Consider the following 17,479-nt stretch of genomic DNA (forward strand, 5'->3'; position numbering starts at 1 on the left):
TTAGTTCTACTTGTCCAGCTCTTTCAGCACGACCGCTGCAAGCGCGTCGATAAATTCGGGCTGTGCGTTCGGCATGGCCGGACGATAGTAGCTTGCGCCGACTTCATCGGTCACAGCTTTGCATTCGTAATCATTATCGTAAAGCACCTCTAAATGATCGGCAACGAAGCCTGCGGGCACGTATACAAATGCTTTATAAGGATGCTTTTGATACAGCTCGCGCGTGAGATCCTGCACGTCCGGCCCGAGCCACGGATCAGGGGTGTTCCCTTCGCTCTGCCAGCCGACTGCGTAATCGGTAATTCCGGCGCCTTCGGCAATCAGTTTTGCGGATTCCTCCAGCTGGTCAGGATACGGATCGCCGTATTCTTTAATTTTTTCAGGAAGGCTGTGCGCTGAGACGATCAGCATCGCGTCATCCCGTTCTTCTTTCGGCATTGATTCATACGTTTTCTTCACCTGGCTGACCCAATAATCAACGAATTTCGGTTCATCATACCAGCTTTCAACCGACTTGATGGTCAAGCCGCCAAGCTTCTCCGCTTCTTCTTTGGCGCGTTTGTTGTATGACTGGACGCTGAATGTTGAAAAATGAGGGGCGAGCACCAGGCTGACAGCTTCTGTAATACCGTCTTTATGCATGTCCGCCACCGCGTCTTCGATAAACGGTTCAATATGTTTTAATCCGATGTACACTTTGAATGTGACGTCGTCCTGGATTTCATTTAGACGCTGTCCGAGCTTCTCCGCCTGCTCCTTCGTAATTTTTGCAAGCGGCGAAATGCCTCCGATCGCTTCATATCTGTCTTTTAAGTCTTGAAGCATGTGCGGCTCCGGCTTTCTTCCGCGTCTGATATGTGTATAATAACGTTCTATATCTTCTTCTTTGTAAGGCGTTCCGTAAGCCATGACGAGAAGTCCCATTTTCTTTTTGCTGCTCATTTTGTTAAACACCTCTTTTGATGGTCTGTCTATCTTGATTTTGACAGGAAAATCTTCTTATAACCAACGATCTGCTCAGGAAGATTGTTCCCCTATTTTAGCCGCGGAGTATTCATGCACAAACGCCGTCAGCCTTTTCAGCGTTTCCGGGTTTACATCAGGGAACACGCCGTGTCCTAAATTGAAAATAAACCGATCCGTTTTCATACCCTGGTCAAGAATCGCTTTCGCTTTTTTCTCGATGACCTCCCAAGGCGCAAGAAGAAGCGACGGATCAAGATTGCCCTGAACCGTTTTTGTGATGCCTTGTTTTCTGGCTTCATCTATGCTGAGTCTCCAATCAAGACCGACAACGTCAAGAGGAAGGTCATGCCAGTCTCCGGCCAGGTGGCTTGCGCCTACGCCGAACATGATCAGCGGAACTTGTTCTGCTGAAAGCTCCCGGAAAATCCTGTCCATCACCGGTTTTATAAATTGCCGGTAATCTTCGCGGTTCAGCGCGCCGACCCAGGAATCAAAAATCTGAATGGCTTTTGCGCCGGCGTTAATCTGCGCTTTTGCATAAACGATAATCATATCCGCGAGCTTGTCCATCAGCATCTGCCACGCTTGCGGCATACTGTGCATGAACGCTTTTGTTTTGTTGTAATTTTTAGAAGGCCCGCCTTCAATCATATAACTGGCCAGCGTAAAAGGCGCTCCCGAAAAACCGATGAGCGGGACATTCAGCTGTTCGTTTACGAGTAATTTGATCGTTTCCAGCACGTAAGGAACATCCTGTTCGGGATTCAGTTCGCCGAGCTTTTCAATATCCGCAGCAGAGCGCACCGGCTGATCGATCACCGGGCCGATTCCGTTTTTAATTTCAACATCCACTCCGATATAAGGAAGAGGCGTCATAATATCTTTATATAAAATGGCAGCGTCCACTCCGTACTGCTCGACCGGAAGTCTCGTCACATACGCGCACAGCTCGGGCTGATGCGTAATTTCGACTAAGCCGTACTTTTCCTTCAGCTTGCGGTATTCCGGCTGTGACCTCCCCGCCTGTCTCATGTACCAGACAGGGACGTGATTTGTTTTTTCTCCCCGTGCCGCTTTTAAAAACGTATCATTAAACGCTTCTCGTTTACTCATCTGAATTTCCACCTTTCCTCCTGCAACCATACGTTCGTGTTCTTCGCCCATTACACTATACCTTGTTTTTTAAAAATGGTATAGAATTGAGGCCTAATGTTCAAAAAATCGCCGAATTCATCATTAAGAAGAGAAAAGCTTCGGCTGAACGTATTCCGTTCCCTCTCCTTCTTGATTCGTCTGTGAATTATATGGAACGACTTTGTATGAAGCCCCTGAAAACAGGTTGGCGTATGGTATGTCAAAGCTGCCTTTTCCTTTCACCGAATCCAGAAGCTTCTCTTTTCCGTCTTTCTTTTCATATATTCGGTAAACAACCCGATCATCCTTTTGGGCATCCCATTTTAATTGAACCGTAATCAGTCCCATCGCCTTAAATGTATAACCGGCCGACAGGGACTTCACCGCTTTCAGCTCAATCGGGCTTCCCAGTTCTTTCACATTTTCGGGCTTTTTGAATGTTTTGCCGTTTTCCCCCGCTTTTGTGACGATATCTTTAAAGAGTCTGACAGGATACTGGCTTCCGCCTTTCAGGTAATGGGTTTTATCTGTTTTGTCATACCCCATCCAGATGGCTCCCGTCAGTCCGGGAGTGTATCCCGCAAACCAGGCGTCCTTCGTGGCGCCGGGAACGCCGGTAAATGACGTCGTGCCGGTTTTCCCCGCCAGGCCGCCCTGATAGCTGCCTTGTGAAGCGGTTCCTTCTTTTACGACCTGCTGAAGCATCCTCGTCATATTCCATGCCGTCTGTCCGCTGAAGACGCGCGTTTTGCCGTTTTTAGGCCCGGATATCGTTTCTCCGTCTTCGTCCGTGATGTTCTCTATAAAAAATGGCTTCGTATACATTCCGTTTGCCGCAAATGTATGATAAGCCCCGGCCAGCTGAAGCGGGGTGACGCCTTCTGACAGACCGCCCAGCGCAATCGCGAGTCCGTTGTCAGAAATGTTTATGCCGTTTTTATTAAGATACGATTTTCCCGTATCCACGCCGATCTGCTTCAATGTCCAGACAGCGGGCGCATTTATGCTGTAGGTGATTGCGTCCTGCATCGTCACTTGCCCCTTGTACTGTCCGTCATAATTTTTCGGTTCGTACCCGTTGTAAGACTGCAGTTTGTCTTGAAGAAGCGAGTATGGTTTGAACTTGTCCTCCTGCATGGCGGGCCCGTATACGGCAAGCGGTTTAAACGTTGAGCCCGGCTGCCGCGGCGCCGTTACCCTGTTGTATCCTTTTGTCACGTAGTCGCGCCCGCCGACCGCCGCGCGGACGCCTCCGGTTTTATTATCAATAAAGACGGCGCTTCCCTCCGCCGCCTGATCCGTTCCCGGAAAATAGCCGCTTTCCCTCATGAGCGTATATGCCGTTTTCTGCAGTTTGGAATCAAGCGATGTCCGGATCGTATAGCCGCCTTGAAGAAGCTGTTCGCCTGACATCGAATAACGGGATTCCGCCTCCTTGATGACAAGATCGATATAACTGTCAAACCAAGGCGTTTCAGATGTTTTCTTGATATGAAGCCCCAATGTCCTGCCCTGGGCTCTGACGGCTTCTTTTGCGCTGATATAGCCTTGATCGTTCATCATGGAAAGAATCGTATCGCGCCGCTCTTTATTTTTGCCGGGATGCTGAATCGGCGAATAAAGGGAAGGCGCCTTCGGTATAGCCGCCAGAACGGCGCCTTCTGCAACGGTTATATCTTTTACTTCTTTATTAAAATAGTAGTGAGACGCGGCTTGAATGCCGTAAACGCCATGGCCGAAATAGAGCTGGTTCAGGTACATTTCAAGCAGCTTATCCTTGCTGTAATCACGCTCAAGATTGATGGCGATAATGACTTCCTTCGTTTTGCGCAAAAATGTTTTATCATGAGTCAGAAAAATGTTTTTCGCCAGCTGCTGGGTGATCGTGCTTCCGCCCTCCACCTTGCCGCCCGCTAAAATATCCCGGAACATCGCCCGGCCGACAGACTTCACGTCAATGCCGTGATGTTCGTAAAACCGTTTATCTTCAACGGCGATAAAGGCATCTCTCACATCTTCAGGGACTTCCTGAATGGATACCGGTTCGCGGTTTTCGGTATAAAGACTCGCGATTTCATCACCGTTTTGATCGACGATTTTTGAAGATGCGTGCAGGATTAATTTCTTTTCATCGATGACATAATGGCCGAGAAATATAATGATAATGTATCCGATTAACGCGAGAAAAGCGGTTACCGCCGCAATTACAGCCGGAATAAAGAATCTTTTTTTCTTTTTCAGCATAAGTCACCTCGCCTTTCTTAACTTGTAGTATGGGAAATATTGTTTCGAATTATGTCAGAATGAGTCGCCAATAGAAACTTATACCACTCTTTTGTTATACTAGCAAGCAGGAGGTGGCTGATATGAAGGTTTATATTACATATGGGACAGCCGATTTTTTAAAAACGATTGCAAAGAAACACCCAAATGAGAATATGGTGCTGATGCAAGGAGAGGAAAATGCGATTTTAATCCACGAGACAAATGGAGAAACCGTTTTTCAGGCGCCCCATTCCTATGAAAGCATCGACAGTGTCGGTGAAATCAAACATCCGGGCTACGCCGTCCTCAATAACATCGCCGTTACCCAGGAAGGCCGTCCGCTGTTTGAAAACCGGTTTAAAAACCGCGCCGGCAAAGTGGAAAATGAACCCGGCTTTGAAGCCATCCGCGTATTAAGGCCGCTTGAAGGCGACACGTATGTCATCCTGACCCTGTGGGAAGAGGAAAAAGCCTTTCAGGGCTGGCAGCAGTCAAACTCTTATCAGGAAGCCCATAAAAAACGCGGAACATCAGCCGGCATCGACACGACGTCCATTTTCTCCCGCCCGTCTTATGTAACCGCTTATTACGCTATAGATTAAAACCGCCGGAGATTCTCCGGCTTTTTTAGTCCCGATTTTCCGCCTCCTCTTTGCACCTTCCGCCCGCCTATGAATAACCTGTAGCAATCCTATTTATAAACGGAGTGGTTCAATTGGGGATCGGCGTCTACTCGGTACATCTGCTTTATGTTGCTTTTATCGCGGCCATTATCGTTTTTATGCTTCTCAGAAAAGATACAACCTTTATTTCACTTGCCGGTATTTTTGTGATTGCGCTATGGACTACGCATTCATTCTCCGCTTCGGTCAGCAGCCTGTTTCACAGCTTCACGTATGCCGCCGGGGAATTGCTGCCGACGATTTTTATTATTTGTTTTATCGTGGCGATGAGCGGCCTTTTGACCAAAACAGGTATTAATGAAGCGATGATTTCTCCGTTTGCAAAGCTGATGAAGGGGCCGGCTGCCGCGTATTGGATCATCGGCTGCCTGATGTTTGCCATCTCTCTTTTTTTCTGGCCGTCACCCGGTGTGGCGCTGATCGGCGCTGTGCTGCTTCCCGCGGCGATCCGGGCGGGCCTTTCTCCGATCGCCGCGGCAATGGCGATGAACCTGTTCGGCCACGGATTCGCTTTATCAGGTGATTACGTCATTCAGGCGGCGCCGAAATTGACAGCCGATGCCGCGGGCGTTCCTGTGGGCGATGTCATGCAGGCTAGTATTCCGCTCGTTTTAATCATGGGGTTAACGACGACAATCACCGCTTTTTTTCTCATCATGCGGGAGCGAAAAAAAACGCAGGTCCCCCTCTCCTTTGACAGCACCGGTTCTTTGGACACAAGCATGTATCTCCCGAAAAAACTCAGAGTGACTCTGGCTGTTCTCATTCCGCTTGTTTTCCTCGCCGATATTATCTGCATGATCGTCTACCGCCTGCAAGGAAATGATGCGACGGCGCTCGTGGGGGGAACGGCGATCGGCATTCTCCTGATCATTCATTTCATCGTGCATAAGCAGCGGCATTTAGAAAAGATCACTGAGTATTTTATCGGCGGTTTTCAATTCGGCTTTAAAGTATTCGGCCCCGTCATTCCGATCGCGGCTTTCTTTTATCTCGGTGACGCGGGGTTTAAAAGTATGTTGAACACCTCGCTGCCGAAAGGATCTGCGGGTATCGTCAATGACCTCGGCCTGGCGCTGTCCCACTCCTTTCCGATGTCCGGGGAATTCGCCGGCATCGCCCTGACCGCAGTCGGCGCGATTACCGGGCTTGACGGTTCAGGCTTTTCCGGTATTTCTCTTGCGGGCTCGATGGCAAAGCTGTTTTCAGCAGCGCTTCATACGAATCCGGCCGTTTTAACGGCGCTGGGCCAGATTTCAGCGATCTGGGTCGGGGGCGGAACATTGGTCCCTTGGGCACTTATTCCCGCAGCGGCTATTTGTAAAGTTGACCCGTTTGAGCTTGCCAGAAAAAACTTTATCCCGGTGACGGCCGGACTTATCGTCACGACGATTGCTGCCATCATCATTCTTCCGTAGCAAAAAGATTGAAATCTTCTGACATTTTCTATACAATCATGGGAAAAGCAGACGAGGGGGCACCGCTTTTGACATTAACGACACTTCAAAAAAGCTTGTACGCTCAGCTTGACGGGCTGTATGAGGAAATGGTTGAAATCAGACGTCACCTTCACAGGAATCCCGAGCTTTCCTTTAAAGAGAAGAAAACACCGGCATTCATCGCTTCGTTTTATGAAAAGCTCGGCGTTCCCATCCGGACGAACGTGGGGGGAAACGGTGTCACAGCCTATATTGAAGGCGGAGAACCGGGACCTTGTGTCGCGCTCAGGGCTGATTTTGACGCTTTGCCGATACAGGATGAAAAAGATGTGCCCTATGCTTCACAAATTCCCGGCGTCATGCACGCCTGCGGCCACGACGGCCATACGGCGGCTCTGCTTGCTGCCGGAAAAGTGCTTTATCACAACCGGGAAAAACTGAAAGGAACATTTGTAATGATCCACCAGCACGCCGAGGAATTATCTCCCGGCGGAGCAAAATCAATGATTGAGGACGGCTGCCTTGAACATGTCGATGCCGTTTTCGGCACACACCTATGGGCGACTGAACCCGTCGGAACGGTCTTATGCCGCCCGGGCCCAGTGATGGCCGCCGCTGACGGCTTTACGATTAAAGTCATCGGCAAAGGGGGCCACGGTGCGATCCCTCACGATACGAAAGACGCCGTTTTAATCGGCTCACAAATCGTCACAGCCCTTCAGCATATCGTGAGCCGCCGTGTAAACCCTATGCAGCCGGCCGTCATCTCAGCGGGCTCATTCATCGCTGAAAATCCGTTTAACGCCATTGCTGATCAGGCAGTTATCACAGGCACCGTACGCTCGTTTGATGAGGAGGTGCGCAGCCTGCTCGAAGCAGAAATAGAAGCTGTCGTAAAAGGGATCTGTTCCATGCACTCCGCTTCCTATGAGTATCGTTTCAAACGCGGCTATCCCGCCGTCGTCAATCATCAGGAGGAAGCGGCGCACGCTGCGGCAGCCGCCGCGGAAACAGACGGCGTCACGAAAGTCGTTGAAGGAGAGCCGCAGATGGCGGGAGAGGATTTTTCCTATTATCTGCAGCATACAAAAGGCGCTTTTTTCTTTACGGGCGCCGCTTTAGACGATGCGGAATCTATTTACCCTCACCATCATCCGAAATTTGATTTTAATGAAAAAGCGATGCTGACCGCCGCCAAGGTGCTGATCGGCGCCGCAGTGAGCTACCCCCGATAGGCACTAAAAACAGCCGGTACATTACGTACCGGCTGCTGTAATTCTTAAATGAAAAACGTGCCTTGCCGTCTCACCGAGCTGTGACAGCAGTTTATAATTGGCCGCTCCGCCCACGGCGGCTCCGACGACCGGCAAAAGCTGAAACAATTTCACCACGTCCAGATAGTCGCGGTATTCCTGCTGAAAAACTCTCCAATCAACTTCATGCTTTTTTGAATCCCAATGTTCAATGATTGAATATATGCGTTTCCGCTGTTCACCGCTTGAGAAAGCAAGCTGAAAAATATACAGCAAAAACAATCGTTCATCTCTATCTTTCACATCATAGCCGTAAATGGAGGCAAGATCGAACAGACATTTCATTTTAATGGACAACAGCAAAGGAAAGTCGGCCATCCCCAAAAAAATTCCGCCGGCCCCCGTACCGATGCCCTCGGCTGCCGCCACCTTTTGATAGGATGCGATGGTTTGTCTGGCGAGGGCATCTTTTTCTGAAAGCGACATGCCGTTTGTATCCCGCTTGCTTTTTATCAGGTTTGACCCCGCCATTGTTGCTTCGGTCATTTTTTTAATGCTTTCTGTGATGACGGCATGAATTTTTCCGGGAATCCGCTCATTTATTTTCGCCTGCATGCCTTTAGAAAAACGTTCAAACATGGAATCCTTACGCAAAAAACGCGCTTTCCATTGCAGGGCTTCCTGTATCAGCTGCTGATCGCCGGCCATCCGCGTCTCCTTCTTTCGTATAGGTTTCAAAAAACCGTTTGATTACAGCCTGCCGTACTTTTTCAATCTGCCGCCCATATACGAAGGCATCATCACAAAGATCAGGACGGCTGAAGCGATAGCGGCATAAAGCGCCCCGCTGACTCCCGCGGCATAGGCTGACGCTGCCGAAAGCAGCAGTGCCTGCACGGTTAACGCCGATTTCATCAGTGAAAAGAAACTTTTCAGCTTCGCTTTCTGATTGACCGGGTAAAGCTCCTGTAACGACAGATGATGAAAATGCCCGAACAGCGGCAAAAGCTGTATCCCCGTAATAAAGACGGTAAATACGGTTAACGCCGCCGTTATCAACGGATTGGCGGAAGCGAGCATAATAATCAGGATAAAAATAATCGTGAGCCTGACCTGAATGCCCAGATAATCATTTGAACGAAGAAAGGCCCGCGCATACATATAGGAGAACGTTTTCCGCTGTTCGAACGGAATCATTCTGAGCAAAAAGTCGAGATATGCCCGGCGTTTTGCCTGTTTCTTCAAGTGAGGCACATCGGTAAACAGATTGGCGACTCTGTAAAACCGCTGCTTCCTTCTTAATTCATATTCAATATGAGCTTCCCATTTTAACGATTTTTGTTTCGCGGCTGATGTGAAATAGACATAAAGGCCGGCCATCACAATGTAGACGGCGGCAGCGTACAGATAAAACGATTGTAAGACGAAGTATAAAAGCAGCATGTTGCAGCTAAAGCGTATGACTGCATCCATCATTTTCATACTTCTGTCATTCATAAATGTCATCCGCCACTCCATGGCCTGATTCCACGCCTTCACCGCCAGCATCTGAATAAAAACGGCGGCATACGACGCAAGCGACGCCCCCGGACTTACAGCGAAAAACAGAGGCATGCATACAAGCGACAGAGCGATAAGCGGAAACAGCTGTGACAGATAGCTGTACTTGAATGCATGCTTAAAGTAAGTCCCCATTTTCGGTTCAAGCGGCAGCAGAAACACGAGATCCGCTTCCTTTAACAGCGTCCGGACGTATGAACCCGTCAGCACGATAGAAAAGAGCACCGCCATCACCCAAAAGGACGGGAAATAAACGGGAATGTCTTTGACCCATTTGCTGTACCAGCTCGCAGCGCCGGCAATAAAAAAGATCAGGACAATGACGAGATGATCATTGAGCATATATTTCATATACATTCTGGTTTCCTTTATATGCTCCTCAAGCCGGGACCGCCAAATCGCAGACATATTATTCATGGCCGGCGTCTTCCTTCGTCAGTTCAATATATAAATCATCAAGAGCGGCGTCTCTCATGCCGAACTGCTCTCTCAATTCTTCCAGCGTGCCGCTTGCGCGTACTTCGCCGTTATGTAAAATGATGAAAGCGTCACAGTAGCGCTCTGCCGTCGCCAGTATATGCGTTGACATCAGCACGCTTGATCCGGCTTTTTTCACGGCGTCCATCCGCTCCAGCAATGCATTGATCGCAAGCGGGTCAAGCCCGAGAAACGGCTCGTCAATAATATAAAGCGAAGGCTCCGCGAGAAACGCACACATGATCATGACCTTCTGCTTCATCCCTTTGGAAAAGTGAGCGGGAAACCATTTCAGCCTTTTTTCCATTCTGAATTCTTTCAGAAGCGGCGGAAGCCTTTTTTCAAGCGTTTCTTTCGAAAGGCCGTACGCCATGGCCGTCAGCTCCAAATGCTCTTTGAGCGTCAGTTCTTCATACAGCACCGGCGTTTCGGGGATATACGTAAATTGCGAACGATAGCCCTCTTTATCCTCTGAAAACGTCTTGCCGTTCAGCTCGATCGAGCCTTTATGCGGGTCCATTAAACCGATAATATGCCGGATCGTCGTGCTCTTGCCCGCGCCGTTTAATCCGATGAGTCCGACAATCTGGTTCGGCTCAAGGGTGAATGAAACATTTTTTAAAACCGGGTTTCTCGTATAACCGCCGGTTAAGTCTTTTACCGATAGCAGAGACATAATTTCTCCCCTTCTGATTCGTTTTTCTTCATAGTACCAAAAATAAAGGCTGATTTGAAACGATTCCCTTTTTTTCTCACGTAAAAAAGCCTGCATAGTTATCGTGATAGCGGACATCATAATGTGTGTAGAAGGAAACAGCTTTAATCAACTGAAAATGAGGTGTTTATAAAAGACGTCTTAGAACAGTTGGATGAAAATCAACATGTCTTATGCTTACAATTTCTTCACACACTGCTTTGATGATGTTCTTCAGTCATGATGAAATAATCAAATGAGGTGTTTGTCCCAGGAATGATCAAGCAGACCCATAAGTCTTCATTTTAAAAACAAATGAGGTGCTTACAAAAGGCATATTCAATTTTCTGTGATAAAGCTCGTACTTCTGCATCAGGATGAACGCCAGCCGTTCATCCTGTTTTTTATTTCAGCGGGTTTTGTGGTACGATGAGAATATACATATATTTCTTTTCAGGGAGGAAACCCATCTATGCACAAAGCGGACGATTGTATTTTCTGCAAAATCATTGCCGGTGACATTCCGTCTTCAAAAGTATACGAAAACGAACACGTCGTTGCGTTTCTTGATATCAGCCAGGTCACAAAAGGCCACACGCTCGTCATTCCGAAAACACATATCGAAAACGTGTACGAGTTTACGCCTGAGCTTTCTAAAGAATATTTTGAAGCGGTGCCGAAAATCGCGCGCGCCATCCGGGATGAATTCGAGCCGATCGGGCTGAATATTCTCAATAACAACGGTGAAAAAGCGGGCCAATCCGTGTTCCATTTTCACATGCATATCATTCCGCGTTACGGAAAAGGCGACGGATTCGGAGCCGTCTGGAAGACACATGCCGAAGACTATACGCCTGACGATCTTCAGGAGATCGCCTCAACCGTCAGAAAACGGCTTGCCTCATCTTAAGGATGAGGTTTTTTTGCGCCCGAAACATAAAATACATAAAATAATATTTTTTCATATCAAAAAAATCTAAAAATTGTGATAGGATAATTGTATTATTTCTTACACTAAAGCGGAAAACAGGGAGAGATCGTAAAAATGGAACGTACAACGAATTTCAATGCAGGACCCGCAGCCCTTCCACTTGATGTGCTGCAAAAAGCACAGAAAGAATTTATCAACTTCAATGATACCGGCATGTCTGTCATGGAGCTGTCCCACCGGAGCACAGAATATGACGCTGTGCATCAAAAAGCGAAAACCCTTCTGAAAGAACTGATGGATATCCCCGACGATTATGATATTTTATTTCTCCAAGGCGGAGCAAGCCTTCAATTCTCAATGCTGCCGATGAACTTTTTAACGCCGGAGAAGACGGCGCACTTCATCGTGACGGGCGCATGGTCTGAAAAGGCCCTCGCTGAGGCGAAACTGTTCGGAAACACATCCGTCACGGCAACAAGCGCAGATTCAAACCACAACCATATACCGAAAGCGGACCTCTCACAGATAAAAGACGGCGCCTACTTGCATATTACGTCCAACAACACGATTTTCGGAACGCAGTGGAAAGAGTTCCCGAATTCACCGATTCCGCTCGCAGCCGACATGTCAAGCGACATCCTGAGCAGAAAATTTGATGTCAAAAAGTTTGATGTCATCTACGGCGGAGCCCAGAAAAACCTCGGGCCGTCCGGCGTTACGGTCGTCATCATGAAAAAATCATGGCTTGAAAACGAAAACGCCAACGTTCCTAAAATTTTGAAATATTCCACCCACACAAAAGCCGATTCACTGTATAATACGCCGCCTACATTTGCGATTTATATGCTGAGCCTCGTCCTTGAATGGCTGGCTGAAAACGGCGGTGTCGAAGCGGCTGAACGGCGCAACCGGGAAAAGGCGGATGTCCTGTACGGCACAATCGATGCAAGCGGCGGATTTTACGCGGGCCATGCCGAAAAAGACAGCCGTTCTCACATGAATATTACGTTCACCCTCCGCGACAGCAGTCTGACGAAAAAATTCGTTGAAGAAGCGAAAGCGGCAAAAATGACCGGACTCGCCGGCCACCGCTCAGTCGGAGGCTGCAGGGCGTCTGTTTACAACGCCGTCAGCCTGGCTGATTGTGAAAAACTGGCTCAGTTTATGAGAAAGTTCCAGCAGGAAAACGAATAAATTTCTTCTAACCTGACAGTTCCTTTGATATACTGTTTGCATATCATTTTTCCGGCCATCGCAATAAATGACGAGCATATTATTGGATGGCGAAAAAGCTTAGCAGAGGAGAGCTTAGTATGAAAACAAAAGAATTAGTCATTATGGCCCTGTTTGCGGCAATCGGAGCAGTGCTTCATTCCATTATGCCCCCGGTATTATTCGGAATGAAACCCGACATGATGCTTGTGATGATGTTCATGGGAATTCTGTTATTCCCCCGTGTGCAGAACGTGCTGATGATCGGGATTGTAACGGGAATCATTTCCGCACTCACGACTTCTTTTCCGGGGGGACAGCTTCCGAATATCATTGAAAAACCGGTAACGGCGTTTCTGTTTCTCGCACTGGCGCTTTTGGTGAAAAAAAGCGTGAAAACAGCGGCGGCTGCCGTCATTACGATAGTCGGCACTTTCATCTCCGGTGTGATCTTTCTGGCGCTGGCCCTTCTGATTGTCGGCCTGCCTGGCGGATTCACGGCATTGGTGCTCGCGGTCGTCCTTCCGGCGGCTGCGCTGAACGCGATCGCCATTATCATCATGTATCCGATTGTGCAGACGATCTTAAAACGGTCCAATATGATTGAAACGGCAAAATAGCCGCATACTGAAACCTCTTCCGGCCGGAAGAGGTTTTTTAATGTGTTTCAGCATGTTTCATACGAGAAGTTTTGTGAAAAAGATAAGGAACAATGCGAGGGCGGTTCCTGCTGAGCAGACAATGGCCTTTTGGCGGACGACCCGCTTCGGCGGATAAGAAGCGGCCTGACCGAGCAGTTTCAGGTAATAAACGGCGCCCGCCGCAAAGACAAGAGCCATACAAGATAAAACAATCATGAAGACAGACAACCTTCTCCCTCCTTTTCCCTTAAAAAATATGCTAAAATAAAGCAAGCTATGTATAGAAGTTTATTCTTCTGAACAAAAATGGTAAAAGCTTATGAGAAAAAAAACGGGGTGATTTCAAATGGCTGACGGACGTTCCCTTTTAACAGGCCTTTTCGTAGGCGGATTGATCGGAGGCGCAGCGGTTTTGCTTTCGGCTCCTTCATCCGGAAAAGAGCTGCGGGGCAAAATCAAAGCGAATTGTAATTCTATTGAGGACACAATCAAACGGTTAAAAAAAGACGGAATGGCGCTGAAAGACCAGCTTGTCCAAACGGCGAAAGAAAGCGCCGAAGTGATTAAAGACGTAGGCGGAGAGCTTCAGACAAGCATTAAAAGGTGGCAGGAGGAAATCAAGCCGCACCAGCAGGATCTCCAAAAGGAAATCGCTGATATTGAAGAGAAAATCAGACAGCTGGAGAAAACCTTACAAAACTAATATCCTATACAACCAAAAAAAGTGCGGACATATTGCGTTCCGCACTTTTTTTTGCGGTTTAAAGCCTTTCACAGCAACGGATCGAGAATTTATTATAAAATTCTTAAATTTTCATCTTTATTAATCTTTATTTTATTGGCATAATAGAGGAAAAGAAAATGTGAAGCAGGTGATCTGTATTGAATCGTGTTGAACCGCCTTACGATTTAAAAGAAGCTTTAATCTATACCCAAAAAATGGCGCAGCTGTCCAAAGCGCTGTGGAAATCTATCGAGAAAGACTGGCAGAATTGGCTGAAGCCGTACGATCTTAATATTAATGAACATCACATATTATGGATTGCTTATCAGCTTAAAGGAGCTTCTATTTCGGAAATCGCCAAATTCGGCGTTATGCACGTATCAACTGCATTTAATTTTTCAAAAAAACTTGAAGAACGCGGGTATCTGAATTTTTCCAAGCGGCTGAATGACAAGCGGAACACGTACATTCAGTTAACAGAAGAAGGGGAAAAAGTATTTGAAAGTCTGCTAGAGGAGTTTGACCCGTCGAGAAACGCGGTGTTTAAAGGCTCACAGCCGCTCTACCACTTATTCGGGAAGTTTCCGGAGATGGAAGAATTGACCTGTGTCATCCGCCACATTTACGGGGAAGATTTTATGGAGATATTCGAGAAATCATTGACAAACATAAACAATGATTTTGAAAGTGAAGACGGAAGCCTGAAGAAAAAAGCGGGCGGATCGGCTGCCCATGAAACGGCTGAAGAGCTGGAACCGGTCAGCAATTAATCAAAGTGCTTCATAATCTCGATGAATTCTTCCATCAGCGCTGTATAAAGCCCCTGCTCGTACAAAGCAAAAATCGTTTCATGAACATCTAATTTTTCGTTCAGCTGTCCCGCAAAAAGCGCAAGGAGCTTGTCGAACGTCACAAAGCCTTGCGCTTTTTGCGACTCCAGCTCGTCCTCCAATTCGCGGCAGATCCGCCCGACCTCTTCACCTTCCTCTTCGGTCAGCCCTTTTTCAATCATCATCGCATAAAAAGGGTACTTATCCATATCCACCGTTTTCACCAGCAATTGTATGTAATATTCTAACCGCCCGATACGCTGATCCATTGAATCCATCCGTTTCACTTCTTTCTATCTTTAATCTTATTTTAGCTGATAATGAATGGAGAAGAAAGGTTAAACCGTACATTTCCATGTTTCACCGCTCTCTTCTGTTCTTCTCTTTCCGGGTTTATTTTTTTCTTTAAAAAAGGATTGATTTTTTCTCCTGAAGAGAGTAAATTATTTTGAGATTGTATTCCATATTTGTACGGAAGGATGACTCTGATGAATTGCTGGAAAACCATTAATCTGATTAAAGATTATGGTGCGGTTCGTTTATTATTGACTGCTGTAGGTTTTATGATCCTGTTTTTTATATGCAACTTCTTGGCATTCGGGCTGCTTCGTCCGAATATCAGTTTAAGTGACGGGCATGTATTAGCTTTTTGCGTTCTGCTCGTCGTTACTTTATTTGTACATAAAGTCATACATGTCCTGCCGATGTTTTGCAAAAAAAGAAAAAAGGAAATGAAAATGTACTTTTTACGGATGCCAACATGGAAAGGCATACCGAAAACAACGATGCTGATTTCAACGATCAGCCCGTTTTTATTCATTACGCCGGTGTTATTTTATGCAGGCTTGGCATTTCCGAGACACGCCCATTACTTTTATATGATTTCGAGCATTCATGCGGGCTATTGCCTGCCTGATCTTCTGTTTGCGCTGCATCTGGTCAAAGCGCCAAAATCATGTCTGATTGACCAGGAATCCGACGGCTTTGATATTTTAGTAAAAAAAGTGCCGGAGTCCTGATGTCCCGCTGATTTTTCAGCTTACATTCTATCTTTTTCAATAAATATTTGGTAATGTAATATGGGAGCAGTTCAGAGAGAGGGGGAATCTCCCATCATTTTATTCTATTTTATCGTGGCTGCCCTGTTTATTCTTTATTTCATAAACAGGCTCACAAATACATTATGCCTTGTCAGAGAGATTCCTGAAGACCGGCAGGATAAGGTATTCCGTTTTATTAATGTATCTATTTTAATTTTACTGATCTCTTCGTTCGTCGAGATCTCCTTTACTGTGTAAACAGGCAAAAAAAGATGGCTGCCGGCGGATTAACGCGGAGCCATCTTTTTTTCTTAGTAAATCCAAGAAGCGCCGATGATGATCAATAAGATGAACAGAACAACCAACAACGCAAAACCGCCTGCAAATACTTCACCCATCTCCAGAAGCACCTCCTACAAAACGTTTTATTTTTCCAATTACATCATATGCAATTCACTTCAGAAACGATTAGGCGCCCGGGTAAGAAAATGGACCGCTTTTGGAAAAAGCGATCCGTTTCGCTTAGCAAATGTAAGCTGCACCTACAATGACAAGCAAAATGAACAATACGACGAGCAGTGCAAAACCGTTTGAATATCCTCCGCCCATGGTTCATTACCTCCTTTTCATGATCAATATATTTGTATGTATCAGGAAAAAGTTTGACTAGACGAATGCCCTTTATTTAAAATCTTTTTACAGAAAGCCACAATATGTTATGATACGCATATGCAATTTAATTTGGATGATTAGGAGTGTTTAAAGGAATGAAGAAAATCGCGATAGCAGCTATTACGGCAACGAGCGTCCTGGCTCTCAGCGCTTGCAGCAGCGGCGACAACGACGTGATCGCCAAGACGGATGCCGGCAATGTAACAAAAGGCGAGCTCTACACGAACATGAAAAAAACCGCGGGCGCAAGTGTGCTGACACAGCTCGTACAAGAAAAAGTATTAGCCAAAAAATACAAAGTATCGGACAAAGACATTGATAACAAGCTGAAAGAGTATAAAACGCAGCTTGGCGATCAGTACAGCGCCCTTAAACAGCAGTACGGCGAAGATTACCTGAAAGATCAGGTGAAATACGAACTGCTTGCCCAAAAAGCGGCGAAAGACAACATCAAAGTGACTGACTCCGACACGAAAGAATATTACGACGGCTTAAAAGGGAAAATCCGCGCGAGCCACATCCTTGTCGCTGACAAAAAGACAGCTGATGAAGTGGAGAAAAAGCTGAAAAAAGGCGAGAAGTTTGAAACGCTTGCGAAAGAATACTCAACCGACAGCTCAAAAGACAACGGCGGCGACCTTGGCTGGTTCGATAAAAAATCAATGGATGAAACATTCAGCAAAGCTGCATTCGGCCTGAAAGTCGGACAAGTCAGCGATCCGGTCAAAACAAAATTCGGTTATCATATCATCAAAAAGACGGAAGAACGCGGCAAATATGATGACATGAAAAAAGAACTGAAAGAAGAAGTTCTTAAACAGAAATTAAACGACAACTCAGCCGTGCAGGCAGCGATTCAAAAAGTCATGAAGAAAGCTGACGTAAAAGTTGAAGACAAAGACTTAAAAGACACGTTTAACACTTCAGCATCAACATCTTCTCAATCTAAATAAAAAAA

General features: G+C 46.7%; 21 protein-coding genes. 11 read left to right on the forward strand and 10 right to left on the reverse strand.

Going from position 1 to position 17,479, the window contains the following annotated elements:
• Positions 1-6 precede the first annotated feature (6 nt).
• The 3 genes from hemH to AUL54_RS05425 all read right to left on the reverse strand — a co-directional run bounded on the left by hemH (position 7) and on the right by AUL54_RS05425 (position 4,344).
• Positions 7-942: a ferrochelatase gene (hemH, locus tag AUL54_RS05415; protein ID WP_016938333.1), complete on the reverse strand. Its 936-nt coding sequence runs from the start codon at positions 940-942 to the stop codon at positions 7-9.
• A 75-nt stretch (positions 943-1,017) separates the two neighbouring features.
• The gene (gene hemE, locus AUL54_RS05420) at positions 1,018-2,079 is read right to left on the reverse strand and encodes a uroporphyrinogen decarboxylase (protein ID WP_029575331.1); all 1,062 of its coding nucleotides are present in this window, start codon (positions 2,077-2,079) and stop codon (positions 1,018-1,020) included.
• Positions 2,080-2,202: 123 nt separating this feature from the next.
• Positions 2,203-4,344 carry a transglycosylase domain-containing protein gene (locus AUL54_RS05425; RefSeq protein ID WP_060963151.1) on the reverse strand — a complete coding sequence of 714 codons (2,142 nt, stop codon included), beginning with the start codon at positions 4,342-4,344 and terminating at the stop codon, positions 2,203-2,205.
• A gap of 122 nt (positions 4,345-4,466) precedes the next feature.
• Between AUL54_RS05425 and hmoB the strand changes: the two genes are divergently transcribed.
• From hmoB to AUL54_RS05440, 3 genes are all read left to right on the forward strand, one after another.
• Positions 4,467-4,967, forward strand: coding sequence for a heme-degrading oxygenase HmoB (gene hmoB / locus AUL54_RS05430; RefSeq protein WP_016938336.1), 501 nt, complete (start codon positions 4,467-4,469; stop codon positions 4,965-4,967).
• A gap of 113 nt (positions 4,968-5,080) precedes the next feature.
• On the forward strand, positions 5,081-6,466 hold the full coding sequence (locus tag AUL54_RS05435; RefSeq protein ID WP_060963152.1) for a hypothetical protein: 1,386 nt from the start codon (positions 5,081-5,083) through the stop codon (positions 6,464-6,466).
• A 68-nt stretch (positions 6,467-6,534) separates the two neighbouring features.
• A complete protein-coding gene (locus tag AUL54_RS05440; protein ID WP_060963153.1) occupies positions 6,535-7,722 on the forward strand; it encodes a M20 family metallopeptidase in 1,188 nt (395 codons plus the stop codon).
• A 21-nt stretch (positions 7,723-7,743) separates the two neighbouring features.
• Here the strand turns inward: AUL54_RS05440 and AUL54_RS05445 are convergent, their stop codons facing one another.
• Genes AUL54_RS05445 through AUL54_RS05455 form a run of 3 tightly spaced genes read right to left on the reverse strand, consistent with a single transcriptional unit; the run spans position 7,744 to position 10,453 of the window.
• A complete protein-coding gene (locus AUL54_RS05445; RefSeq protein ID WP_060963154.1) occupies positions 7,744-8,448 on the reverse strand; it encodes an EcsC family protein in 705 nt (234 codons plus the stop codon).
• A 42-nt stretch (positions 8,449-8,490) separates the two neighbouring features.
• Positions 8,491-9,717 carry an ABC transporter permease gene (locus AUL54_RS05450; RefSeq protein ID WP_060963155.1) on the reverse strand — a complete coding sequence of 409 codons (1,227 nt, stop codon included), beginning with the start codon at positions 9,715-9,717 and terminating at the stop codon, positions 8,491-8,493.
• On the reverse strand, positions 9,710-10,453 hold the full coding sequence (locus AUL54_RS05455) for an ABC transporter ATP-binding protein (RefSeq protein WP_060965058.1): 744 nt from the start codon (positions 10,451-10,453) through the stop codon (positions 9,710-9,712). Before AUL54_RS05455 ends, AUL54_RS05450 begins: the two co-directional genes overlap by 8 nt.
• A 490-nt stretch (positions 10,454-10,943) precedes the next feature.
• Here AUL54_RS05455 and AUL54_RS05460 point away from each other — a divergent pair, with 490 nt between their 5' ends.
• From AUL54_RS05460 to AUL54_RS05470, 3 genes are all read left to right on the forward strand, one after another.
• Complete coding sequence (locus tag AUL54_RS05460) at positions 10,944-11,381, forward strand: HIT family protein (protein WP_007409220.1); 438 nt, start codon at positions 10,944-10,946, stop codon at positions 11,379-11,381.
• A 135-nt stretch (positions 11,382-11,516) separates the two neighbouring features.
• Complete coding sequence (gene serC, locus AUL54_RS05465; protein ID WP_045925268.1) at positions 11,517-12,596, forward strand: 3-phosphoserine/phosphohydroxythreonine transaminase; 1,080 nt, start codon at positions 11,517-11,519, stop codon at positions 12,594-12,596.
• A 119-nt stretch (positions 12,597-12,715) separates the two neighbouring features.
• Positions 12,716-13,234 (forward strand): tryptophan transporter, encoded by a 519-nt coding sequence (locus tag AUL54_RS05470; RefSeq protein ID WP_060963156.1) that lies wholly within the window; start codon positions 12,716-12,718, stop codon positions 13,232-13,234.
• Between the two features lie 57 nt (positions 13,235-13,291).
• On the opposite strand, the gene AUL54_RS05475 is transcribed toward AUL54_RS05470, so the two are convergent.
• On the reverse strand, positions 13,292-13,483 hold the full coding sequence (locus AUL54_RS05475) for a membrane protein YhzF (RefSeq protein WP_007409223.1): 192 nt from the start codon (positions 13,481-13,483) through the stop codon (positions 13,292-13,294).
• 118 nt (positions 13,484-13,601) lie between these two features.
• Between AUL54_RS05475 and AUL54_RS05480 the strand changes: the two genes are divergently transcribed.
• Both AUL54_RS05480 and AUL54_RS05485 read left to right on the forward strand, forming a co-directional pair.
• Positions 13,602-13,958 (forward strand): YtxH domain-containing protein, encoded by a 357-nt coding sequence (locus tag AUL54_RS05480; RefSeq protein ID WP_007409224.1) that lies wholly within the window; start codon positions 13,602-13,604, stop codon positions 13,956-13,958.
• A 179-nt stretch (positions 13,959-14,137) separates the two neighbouring features.
• Positions 14,138-14,749, forward strand: coding sequence for an HTH-type transcriptional regulator Hpr (locus AUL54_RS05485; RefSeq protein WP_060963157.1), 612 nt, complete (start codon positions 14,138-14,140; stop codon positions 14,747-14,749).
• Here AUL54_RS05485 and AUL54_RS05490 read toward each other — a convergent pair.
• Positions 14,746-15,087: a YhaI family protein gene (locus tag AUL54_RS05490; RefSeq protein WP_003155243.1), complete on the reverse strand. Its 342-nt coding sequence runs from the start codon at positions 15,085-15,087 to the stop codon at positions 14,746-14,748. The two genes, AUL54_RS05485 and AUL54_RS05490, sit on opposite strands and share 4 nt — an antisense overlap.
• Positions 15,088-15,297: 210 nt before the next feature.
• Between AUL54_RS05490 and AUL54_RS05495 the strand changes: the two genes are divergently transcribed.
• Positions 15,298-15,828 carry a DUF3267 domain-containing protein gene (locus AUL54_RS05495; protein ID WP_016938345.1) on the forward strand — a complete coding sequence of 177 codons (531 nt, stop codon included), beginning with the start codon at positions 15,298-15,300 and terminating at the stop codon, positions 15,826-15,828.
• Positions 15,829-15,888: 60 nt separating this feature from the next.
• Positions 15,889-16,107: a hypothetical protein gene (locus AUL54_RS05500; RefSeq protein WP_003155245.1), complete on the forward strand. Its 219-nt coding sequence runs from the start codon at positions 15,889-15,891 to the stop codon at positions 16,105-16,107.
• Positions 16,108-16,160: 53 nt separating this feature from the next.
• Here the strand turns inward: AUL54_RS05500 and yhzE2 are convergent, their stop codons facing one another.
• The gene (gene yhzE2, locus AUL54_RS05505; protein WP_013351705.1) at positions 16,161-16,247 is read right to left on the reverse strand and encodes a sporulation protein YhzE2; all 87 of its coding nucleotides are present in this window, start codon (positions 16,245-16,247) and stop codon (positions 16,161-16,163) included.
• 124 nt (positions 16,248-16,371) lie between these two features.
• Positions 16,372-16,458, reverse strand: coding sequence for a YjcZ family sporulation protein (locus tag AUL54_RS20540; protein WP_016938346.1), 87 nt, complete (start codon positions 16,456-16,458; stop codon positions 16,372-16,374).
• A gap of 158 nt (positions 16,459-16,616) precedes the next feature.
• On the opposite strand from AUL54_RS20540, the gene AUL54_RS05510 reads away from it, so the two are divergent.
• A complete protein-coding gene (locus tag AUL54_RS05510) occupies positions 16,617-17,474 on the forward strand; it encodes a peptidylprolyl isomerase (RefSeq protein ID WP_060963158.1) in 858 nt (285 codons plus the stop codon).
• Positions 17,475-17,479: the final 5 nt, after the last annotated feature.

Origin of the sequence: Bacillus sp. SDLI1, assembly GCF_001553895.1 — a bacterium.
Classification (GTDB): Bacteria; Bacillota; Bacilli; order Bacillales; family Bacillaceae; genus Bacillus; species Bacillus siamensis.